Annotated in this window: 10 protein-coding genes; 1 reads left to right on the top strand and 9 read right to left on the bottom strand. The window is 66.9% G+C overall.

The genetic code is table 11. The features are described from left to right. From Q8N19_RS11470 to glyA, 5 genes are all read right to left on the bottom strand, one after another. On the bottom strand, positions 1-180 hold a 180-nt coding region (locus Q8N19_RS11470; RefSeq protein ID WP_305590765.1), incomplete at its 3' end, for a 6,7-dimethyl-8-ribityllumazine synthase. A 42-nt stretch (positions 181-222) separates the two neighbouring features. Then, entirely contained in the window at positions 223-813 is a 591-nt protein-coding gene (locus tag Q8N19_RS11465; protein WP_305590763.1) for a riboflavin synthase, read from the bottom strand. Next, positions 814-1,455: a RibD family protein gene (locus Q8N19_RS11460; protein WP_305590761.1), complete on the bottom strand. Its 642-nt coding sequence runs from the start codon at positions 1,453-1,455 to the stop codon at positions 814-816. Between the two features lie 30 nt (positions 1,456-1,485). Next, on the bottom strand, positions 1,486-1,959 hold the full coding sequence (nrdR, locus tag Q8N19_RS11455; RefSeq protein WP_305590759.1) for a transcriptional regulator NrdR: 474 nt from the start codon (positions 1,957-1,959) through the stop codon (positions 1,486-1,488). A gap of 35 nt (positions 1,960-1,994) precedes the next feature. Then, positions 1,995-3,290, bottom strand: a complete 1,296-nt coding sequence (gene glyA / locus Q8N19_RS11450) for a serine hydroxymethyltransferase (RefSeq protein WP_305590757.1) — start codon at positions 3,288-3,290, stop codon at positions 1,995-1,997. 181 nt (positions 3,291-3,471) lie between these two features. On the opposite strand from glyA, the gene Q8N19_RS11445 reads away from it, so the two are divergent. Continuing rightward, the gene (locus Q8N19_RS11445) at positions 3,472-3,900 is read left to right on the top strand and encodes a MucR family transcriptional regulator (protein WP_305590755.1); all 429 of its coding nucleotides are present in this window, start codon (positions 3,472-3,474) and stop codon (positions 3,898-3,900) included. On the opposite strand, the gene hemA is transcribed toward Q8N19_RS11445, so the two are convergent. The 4 genes from hemA to Q8N19_RS11425 all read right to left on the bottom strand — a co-directional run bounded on the left by hemA (position 3,897) and on the right by Q8N19_RS11425 (position 8,431). Next, positions 3,897-5,126 carry a 5-aminolevulinate synthase gene (gene hemA / locus Q8N19_RS11440; protein WP_305590753.1) on the bottom strand — a complete coding sequence of 410 codons (1,230 nt, stop codon included), beginning with the start codon at positions 5,124-5,126 and terminating at the stop codon, positions 3,897-3,899. The genes Q8N19_RS11445 and hemA overlap by 4 nt on opposite strands. A 155-nt stretch (positions 5,127-5,281) precedes the next feature. Then, the gene (gene mmsB, locus Q8N19_RS11435) at positions 5,282-6,202 is read right to left on the bottom strand and encodes a 3-hydroxyisobutyrate dehydrogenase (protein ID WP_305590751.1); all 921 of its coding nucleotides are present in this window, start codon (positions 6,200-6,202) and stop codon (positions 5,282-5,284) included. 37 nt (positions 6,203-6,239) lie between these two features. Then, the gene (locus Q8N19_RS11430) at positions 6,240-7,298 is read right to left on the bottom strand and encodes an enoyl-CoA hydratase/isomerase family protein (protein WP_305590748.1); all 1,059 of its coding nucleotides are present in this window, start codon (positions 7,296-7,298) and stop codon (positions 6,240-6,242) included. Next, complete coding sequence (locus Q8N19_RS11425) at positions 7,295-8,431, bottom strand: acyl-CoA dehydrogenase family protein (protein WP_305590747.1); 1,137 nt, start codon at positions 8,429-8,431, stop codon at positions 7,295-7,297. Before Q8N19_RS11425 ends, Q8N19_RS11430 begins: the two co-directional genes overlap by 4 nt. Between the last annotated feature and the right edge of the window lie 3 nt (positions 8,432-8,434).

The raw sequence follows: 8,434 nt of genomic DNA, 5'->3' as shown, positions 1-8,434 counted from the left end.
GCCCGAGGCGTCCGCAATGGCGATGGCGCCCGGAATCTCCAGGGCGCCAGGCACCGTCACCACGTCGAAATCGACATCATGGGCGCTCAGCACGTCGGTCGCGCCGGCCAGGAGGGCGTCGGCGATCTCACTGTAAAACCGCGCCTCGACCACGAGGACGCGCAGCTTCTGGTCTTGCATCTTGGATTCCAGCGACCGCGGAAGGCGATCTTCTCCCTGCCTTTAGGCGGTTTCGCGCCAACGCGCGAGATAGCGCGCCAGCATGTCGATCTCCAGATTGACCCGCGAACCGGGTTTCAGCTCGCCCAGGGTTGTGACGTCCCAGGTGTGGGGGATCAGGTTGACGCCAAACACGTCATCCTCCACCTCGTTCACCGTCAGCGACACGCCCTCGACCGTGATGGAGCCTTTGGGCGCGATATAGCGGTGAAGCGGACGTGGGACGCGGATCTGAACGCGATGGGAGCCGCCTTCGGCGCGCACTGACACCACTTCGCCGACCCCGTCCACATGGCCAGAGACGATGTGGCCGCCCAGTTCGTCGCCGACCCGCGCAGACCGCTCCAGATTCACCCGATAGCCGGTCGTCCAGTCGCCCAGGGTGGTCTTGTCCAAGGTCTCGCCCGAGACCTCCACGGCGAACCAGCCGGGGCCCTTCTCGACCACGGTCAGGCAACAGCCGGCGTGGGCGATGGAGGCGCCGATATCGATGGTCGCCAGATCAAATCGGGTCTCGATCTCGAACCTGCGGTCGCGGTCGGTGTCGCGCACGGCGCGGACCTTGCCGATGTCTGTGATGATGCCGGTGAACATTCAGATCCTCTCGTAGCTTTCCCACAGATCGTCACCCAGGACCCGAAGGTCAACGCGGCGCAGGCGCAGCGCATCGGCAAGCCTGTTGAGCGACATGTCGCCAAGCCCGGGACGCCCCTCCCCGCCGATGATGACCGGCGCGCGGAACCACTCAAGCCGGTCCACGAGCCCCTGGCGCAGGAGGCTCGCCGCCACCTCGCCGCCGCCCTCGACAAACAGACGCTGCAATCCATAGCTGGCGAGAGCCTCGACCACCTGCGCCATCTCTGGCCGCTCGGCCTCCCGCGGCGGGATCTGAACCCCCCGCACGCCAGCCTCGGCAAGTTCCGGCCGCAGGGGCTCGGAAGACACCAGATAGGTGGGAATATCCCTCGCCGTCAGGGCCAGGCGAGCGCCCGGCGACAGTCGCTGGCGCGTGTCGAGCACGACCCGGGCCGGCTGCGGGCCGTCATAGCCCTCCAGGCGGACTGTCAGATCGGGATCGTCGGCCAGGGCCGTGCCGGCGCCCACGACAACCGCGTCATTCGCGGCGCGCAGGACATGGACCTGAAGTCGCGACTCCGGACCGGTGATCCAGCGGCTCTCCCCCTGGGCGGTGGCGATGCGCCCATCGAGGGAGGTGGCCAGTTTCAAGGTGATCATCGCCGGACGCCGGCGCCGGGCGGATCGCGCCTAGCGCTCCTCCTCGGAGGGCTCGCCAAAGCCCTCGCTGCCGAGGAAGTCGGCGAAGTCGCGCGTTTCGCGGAAATCCCGATAGACCGAGGCGTAGCGGACATAGGCCACATCATCGAGGGACTTGAGCGCCTTCATCACCAGCTCGCCCACCACTTCGGAGGGAATGTCGGTCTCGCCCATGCTCTCCAGCTGGCGGGTGATGCCGTTGACCATCCGATCCACCTGCTCTGGATCAACCGGACGCTTGCGGATGGCGATGTCGATGGAACGCAGCAGCTTTTCGCGGTCGAAGGCCGTGCGCCGGCCAGATCGCTTGATGACGACCAGTTCGCGCAGTTGAACCCGCTCAAAGGTGGTGAACCGGCCGCCGCAGGCTGGACACAGGCGACGGCGGCGGATGGCCGCGCCGTCTTCCGACGGGCGGCTATCCTTCACCTGGCTCTCGGCATGGCCACAGAACGGGCATCGCATCGGTTCAGCCCCTCCCGGACCGCATCCCAGACGGCCTAGTTGTAGATCGGGAAGCGCCGGGTCAAGGTCGCCACCTCTTCGCGCACCTTGGCTTCGACGGCGGAATTGTCGCCGCCTGCCGCCAGACCATCGACAACCTCAGCGATCAGCTGACCGATCCGACGGAACTCGGCGGGGCCAAAGCCGCGGGAGGTCCCGGCGGGCGAACCCAGCCGCAGGCCCGAGGTCTGCATGAAGGGCAGCGGGTCGAAGGGGATACCGTTCTTGTTGCAGGTGATGTTGGCCCGTTCCAGGGCCACCTCGGCGTCGGCGCCCGTCACGCCCTTGGGCGTCAGGTCCACCAGCATCAGGTGGCTATCGGTCCCGCCGGACACGATCTTCAGGCCCGAGGCCGCCAGGGCGTCGGCCATGGCCCGGGCGTTATCCACCACCTGGCGGGCGTAGAGCTTGAACTCCGGCTTCAGAGCCTCGCCGAACGCCACCGCCTTGGCCGCGATCACATGCATGAGCGGCCCGCCCTGCAGGCCCGGGAAGACCGCGGAATCGATCTTCTTGGCCAGCTTCTTGTCGTTGGTCAGGATCAGACCGCCCCGCGGACCGCGGAGGGTCTTGTGGGTGGTCGAGGTCACCACATGGGCGTGCGGCATCGGGTTGGGGTAGACCCCACCCGCCACAAGGCCGGCGTAGTGAGCGATATCCACCATCAGAATGGCGCCGACGCTGTCGGCAACTTCGCGGAACTTCTGGAAGTCAATCACGCGGCTATAGGCGGAGCTTCCGGCGATGATCACCTTGGGCTTCTCACGCTCCGCCAGCTCAGCCACCTCATCATAGTCGATCAGATGATCCTGCTGGCGCACGCTGTAGGCCACCGGCCGGAACCATTTGCCCGACTGGTTGACGTCCTTGCCGTGGGTCAGGTGGCCGCCAGCCGCCAGATCCATGCCCATGAACACGTCCCCAGGCTTCATGGTCGCCATGAAGACCGCCTGGTTGGCCTGGCTGCCGGAATGGGCCTGGACATTGGCGTAGTCCGCGCCGAACAGGCGCTTGGCTCGCTCAATGGCCAGGGTCTCGGCCACATCGACTTCTTCACAGCCGCCATAGTAGCGCTTGCCCGGATAGCCCTCGGCATACTTGTTGGTCAGGACCGAGCCCTGGACCTCAAGCACGGCGCGCGAGACGATGTTCTCGGACGCGATGAGTTCGATCTGGTCCTGCTGACGCTTCAGCTCCTTGGTCAGGACGTGGGCGATTTCAGGATCGGTGCTGGCCACGCCTTGGCCGAAGAAGGCGTCGGCGGCGGCGGCGGTCTGGGCTTGTGCGGTCAAGGGCGGGCCTCGGGTCGGAATCTGGTGGGGGCGGAGGCGCCTTTTACTCCTATCTCCCGGCGGTTCCAACCATGGCGGCGCCTGGGTGGAACGAAGCCCGCAGCTGCGCGTTCGAAACCCATCGCCGGGGCCGACTAGCCGCGCCACGGCGCAGTTGCGTACCGCCCAGGGGATTTCCAGAATGAACGCTGATGACGAAGCCGCCGGCCGGCCCAACGACGCCCTTCGCCTGGGGGTCGATATCGTAGCCGCCTATATCAGCCGCAACGCCGTCAGCGCTGAGGCCCTGCCCGACCTGATCAGGTCGGTGCATTCGGCGTTGAATCGTCTGGGTGAGGCCGAACCGGCCGCCCCGCTGGAACGCCCCAAGCCGGCCGTTCCCGTCAACCGCTCCGTGCAGGACGAGTACATCGTTTGTCTGGAAGACGGTAAGCGCCTGAAGATGCTCAAACGCTACCTGCGCTCGCGGTACGACATGAGCCCCGAGGACTACCGCCGCCGCTGGGGCCTGCCCGCCGACTACCCGATGGTGGCGCCCGCCTATGCGGCCAAGCGCTCGGACTTCGCCAAGCAGATCGGCCTTGGCAAGGGCGTCCGCCGCAGGTCTTAAGCCGCGACGCCGCCCACGCGCTTGATGTTGCAGTGAACCCAGAGGGTCTCCAGCGCCTGGGCCAGATGATCGATCATCTCGTCTGAGTGCGCCGGCGACGGCGTGAAGCGCAGCCGCTCCGTGCCCCGCGGCACGGTGGGATAGTTGATGGGCTGCACATAGATCCCGTAGTCGCTGAGCAGGATGTCGGAGATCATCTTGCAGTGGACGGGATCGCCCACCAGCACCGGAACGATATGGCTCTCTGACGGCATCACCGGGATACCCGCCTTGGTCAGCCGCACCTTCAGGGCCTGGGCGCGGGCCTGATGGGCCTGACGGACCTCGTCATGTTCCTTCAGGTAGCGGATCGAGGCCACGGCCCCGGCGGCAAGGGCCGGCGGAATTGAGGTCGTGAAGATGAAACCGTCGGCGAAGGAGCGGATCGCATCGACGATGACCGCATCGGCGGCGATGTAGCCCCCCATGACGCCGAACGCCTTGCCCAGCGTCCCTTCGACGATGTCGATCTGATCCATGACGCCGTCGCGCTCGGCGACGCCGGCGCCGCGGGGCCCGTACATGCCCACCGCATGGACCTCGTCGAGATAGGTCATGGCGCCGTAGCGCTTGGCCAGAGCGACCATGCCCTTCATGTCGGCGATGTCGCCGTCCATGGAATAGACGCTTTCAAAGGCGATCAGCTTGGGGGCGTCGGCGGGCGCCGCCGCCAATAGCTCTTCGAGATGGGCCAGATCGTTGTGGCGGAACACCCGGCGCTGCTCCCGAGCCCCGGCGCGGATGCCCGAGATCATCGAGTTGTGATTCAGCTCATCGGAGAAGATCATCAGGCCAGGCAGGATCTTGTAGAGGGTCGAGAGCGAGGCCTCGTTTGAGACGTAGCCGGACGTGAAGAGGAGCGCGGCCTCCTTGCCATGCAGGTCGGCGAGCTCATGCTCCAGCTCGACATGATAGTGCGTGGTGCCAGAAATGTTGCGCGTGCCGCCAGAGCCCGCGCCGGCCTCGTCGATGGCCTGCTTCATGGCGTCGATGACCACGGGGTTCTGGCCCTGGCCGAGATAGTCGTTGGAGCACCAGACCACCACGTCCTGAGAACCGCCGTCAGGACGCGTCCAGGTCGCCCGGGGAAAGGCGCCGCGATGCCGCTTCAGATCGGCGAAAACCCGGTAACGACCCTCGGCGTGAATGCGCTCAAGGGCGTTCTGGAAAGCGGCTCTGTAATCCATCGCAACGAAATCCGGCCGCGCGCTCGACGATCTCACGCTGCAACCAGTCCCCTATTAACCGCCCGGTTTTTGGCGCCGGGTTCGGAAAAAGTCTACAAGGCGCTGTGTCGCGCTCGCTTGATCTGCGTCAACAGCCGTCAGTTCTGCGTGAACGGTCAGGCCAAGTCGTCCAAGCGTCCACGCAACAGCTGAAGTAGGCCCGAAAAGTCCCTTTCGCCATAGCCGAGCCGGTCGAATAGCGCATAAAGCGCCTGAGCCTGGGCTGCGAGCGGCGTCGACGCGCCCACCGACGCTGCCGCGCCCTGAGCCAGACGCAGGTCTTTTAGCATCATCGCCGTGGCGAATCCGCCCTCGTAGTTGCGGTTGGATGGGGCCGATTCCACTGGCCCCGGCCACGGACAATACGACGTCAGGGACCAGCACTGACCTGAGGAGGTGGACGCGATCTCGAAGAATCGCTCCGGATCGAGACCAAGTCCCTCTGCGAGGGTGAGCGCCTCGCAGACCCCGATCATCGACACAGCCAGCAGCAGGTTGTTGCAGATCTTGGCCGCCTGCCCCGACCCGGCCTCGCCCGCGCGGACCACGGACTTAGCCATCGGCGACAGGGCCGCTTTGATCCTGGGGAAGTCGGTCTCTGCGCAGCCCACCATGAAGGTCAGGGTTCCGGCCGCTGCGCCAGCCACGCCGCCGGAGACAGGGGCATCTGCGACCGCAAACCCTGCAGACTGCGCTTGTCGCGCGATCGCCCGGGCGCTGTCCACATCGATGGTCGAGCAGTCGATGAGCAGCGCGTCGGCCGAGGCGTGGGGCAGGATGGCCTCCCCGTAGACCTCCCGCACGTGGGCGCCGGCCGGCAGCATGGTCAGAACCACCTCGGCGCCCGTGACCGAATCCACGGCCGAGGCGCAGGGGGTCGCGCCTGCTTCGGCCGCCTTTGCGAGGGCCTGGGACGACAGGTCAAAGGCTTGCACCCGATGCCCGCTGGCGGCCAGAACCGCGGCCATGCCGCCGCCCATATTGCCCAGGCCGATCAAAGCATAGCTGGTCATGCCGGCCTCCTTGGCTTGTCGCATCGCAGTCCTCCCGTCGTCGGGCGAACGCACGCCACCCTTAATCGAAGGGTATCGGCCGCCAGGCCTGGGCGGAAGGCAGGGGGGCGAAGATCTCGTCCAGCATGACCTCGCTGACCCCGGCCAGGGACGCCGGGTTCCAGCGAGGAGCGTTGTCCTTGTCGATGATCACGGCGCGCACGCCTTCGATGAAGTCGTAGAGGCCGACCACCCGGGCGCCGATCCGGTACTCCATTTCCATATTCTCGGCGAAGGTGCTGGCCTTAGCCCCCAGGGCCAGCTGCCGGAAGGCCACCTTCAGGGTCTGGGGCGATTTGGTCTTAAGGACGGCCAGTTGCGCGCTGGCCCAGTCGCCGGCATCGGCCTCCAGAGCCGCGAAGATCGCCTCGACGCTGTCGCCGGCGAACAGATGGTCCATCTCGTCGCGGTGAGCGCCGATGGGCGGGCGGCCGGCGTCGGCCTCCAGCACGGTGAGATGGGTCTCCACGGCGGCCGGATCGGCGATGATCTGCGCCTTTAGCGTCTCCAGCTGGCCTGAAGGGATGAAGTCCGTGGCCAGGCCGAGCAGTTCGCAGTCAGCGGCCTTGAGCCGGGCGCCGGTCAGGGCCAGCCACAGCCCGGACTTCCCCGGCAGGCGTGGCAGATGCCAGCCGCCGCCCACGTCTGGGAAGAGGCCGATGCCAGTCTCGGGCATGGCGAAGGTGGTCTTCTCGGTGGCCACGCGATAGCGGGCCGGCAGGGCGAGGCCCACGCCGCCGCCCATGGTGACGCCGTCCATGACGGCCATCACCGGCTTGGGATACTCGAAGAGCAGGTGGTTGAGCCGGTACTCGGTGAAGAAGAACTCGCGCGCCGCGAAACCGTCCCGGGCGCCGCTCTCGGCGAGCATGCGGATGTCGCCGCCGGCGCAGAACCCCCGCTCGCCGGCATGGTCGATGAGCACGAACGTCACCGCCGGATCGGCGCGCCAGGTCACCAGGGCGTCGATGATCAGCCGACACATGCCGGTCGTCAGGGCGTGCAGCGCCTGGGGCCGGTTCAGGGTGATGCGCCCCACTGCGCCTTCAACATGGGTCAGAACCTCAGGCGCATCGTTCATCGAAACATCTCCCGGGCGATGATCACCCGCATGATCTCGTTCGTCCCCTCCAGGATCTGGTGGACGCGCAGGTCGCGGACGATCCGCTCCAGCGGGTAGTCGGCGAGATAGCCGTAGCCGCCATGCAGTTGCAGGGCCTCGTTGGCGACCTGGAAGCCGGCGTCCGTGGCGAAGCGCTTGGCCATGGCGCAAAGCTTGGTGGCGTCGGGGCGCCCAGCGTCCAGGGCCGCAGCCGCCCGGCGAACCATCAGGCGGGCGGCCTCCAGCTCTGTGGCCATGTCGGCCAGCTTGAACTGAAGGGCCTGAAAGTCACGTAGGGGGCGTCCGAACTGCTGGCGCTCGGCGAGATAGGCCTGGGCGGTGTCCAGGGCCAGGGCCGCGCCGCCGAGGGAGCAGGAGGCGATGTTCAGCCGCCCGCCATCCAGTCCCATCATCGCAAAGCGGAAGCCCTCGCCTTCGCCGCCGATGCGGTTGGCGGCCGGGATTCGGACGCTGTCGAAGTTCACCTGGGCCGTGGGCTGGGCGTTCCAGCCCATCTTCCGCTCCCGCGCGCCGAACGAGAGGCCTGGGGTTCCCTTCTCCACCACAAAGGCTGAGACTCCGCCCGCGCCTGGTCCGCTGGTGCGGGCCATCACCACATAGAGGTCAGAGACCCCGCCGCCGGATATGAAAGCCTTGGCCCCCTCGAGCACATAGGCCTCACCCTCACGGCGGGCCGAGGTCGTCAGGGCCGCGGCGTCCGAGCCCGCGCCGGGCTCGGTCAGACAATAGGAGGCGATCAGCTCCATCGTGCAAAGCCGCGGCACGTAGCGGCGGCGCAAATCCTCGTCGCCGAACCGGTCGATCATCCAGGCGGCCATATTGTGGATGGTCAGATAGGCGCTGGACGCCACGTCCCCATAGGCCAGGGCCTCGAAGATCAGCGAGGCGTCCAGGCGTGAGAGGCCAGAACCGCCCAGATCCTCCGACAGATAGATGCTGGCGAAGCCAAGCCCGGCGGCCCTGCGCAGGGTCTCCACCGGAAAGTGCGACTCGGTGTCCCATCGCGCGGAATGCGGCGCGAGCTCGGCCGCTGCAAAGGCCTGGGCCGCGCCCTGCAGGGCCCGCTGATCCTCGGAAAACTCGAAATCCATGGT

The organism is Phenylobacterium sp. (assembly GCF_030693405.1).
Taxonomy (GTDB): Bacteria; Pseudomonadota; Alphaproteobacteria; order Caulobacterales; family Caulobacteraceae; genus Phenylobacterium.
The sequence above is the reverse complement of the archived record's forward strand: the minus strand, read 5'-3'. Positions and strand labels throughout refer to the sequence as shown.

Excerpts from the sequence above, each read along its gene's own strand:
- Q8N19_RS11425 (WP_305590747.1), bottom strand. The coding sequence starts at position 8,431 with ATGGATTTCGAGTTTTCCGAGGATCAGCGGGCCCTGCAGGGCGCGGCC.
- Q8N19_RS11445 (WP_305590755.1), top strand. The coding sequence starts at position 3,472 with ATGAACGCTGATGACGAAGCCGCCGGCCGGCCCAACGACGCCCTTCGC.
- mmsB (WP_305590751.1), bottom strand. The coding sequence starts at position 6,202 with ATGCGACAAGCCAAGGAGGCCGGCATGACCAGCTATGCTTTGATCGGC.
- nrdR (WP_305590759.1), bottom strand. The coding sequence starts at position 1,959 with ATGCGATGCCCGTTCTGTGGCCATGCCGAGAGCCAGGTGAAGGATAGC.
- hemA (WP_305590753.1), bottom strand. The coding sequence starts at position 5,126 with ATGGATTACAGAGCCGCTTTCCAGAACGCCCTTGAGCGCATTCACGCC.
- Q8N19_RS11465 (WP_305590763.1), bottom strand. The coding sequence starts at position 813 with ATGTTCACCGGCATCATCACAGACATCGGCAAGGTCCGCGCCGTGCGC.
- Q8N19_RS11430 (WP_305590748.1), bottom strand. The coding sequence starts at position 7,298 with ATGAACGATGCGCCTGAGGTTCTGACCCATGTTGAAGGCGCAGTGGGG.
- Q8N19_RS11460 (WP_305590761.1), bottom strand. The coding sequence starts at position 1,455 with ATGATCACCTTGAAACTGGCCACCTCCCTCGATGGGCGCATCGCCACC.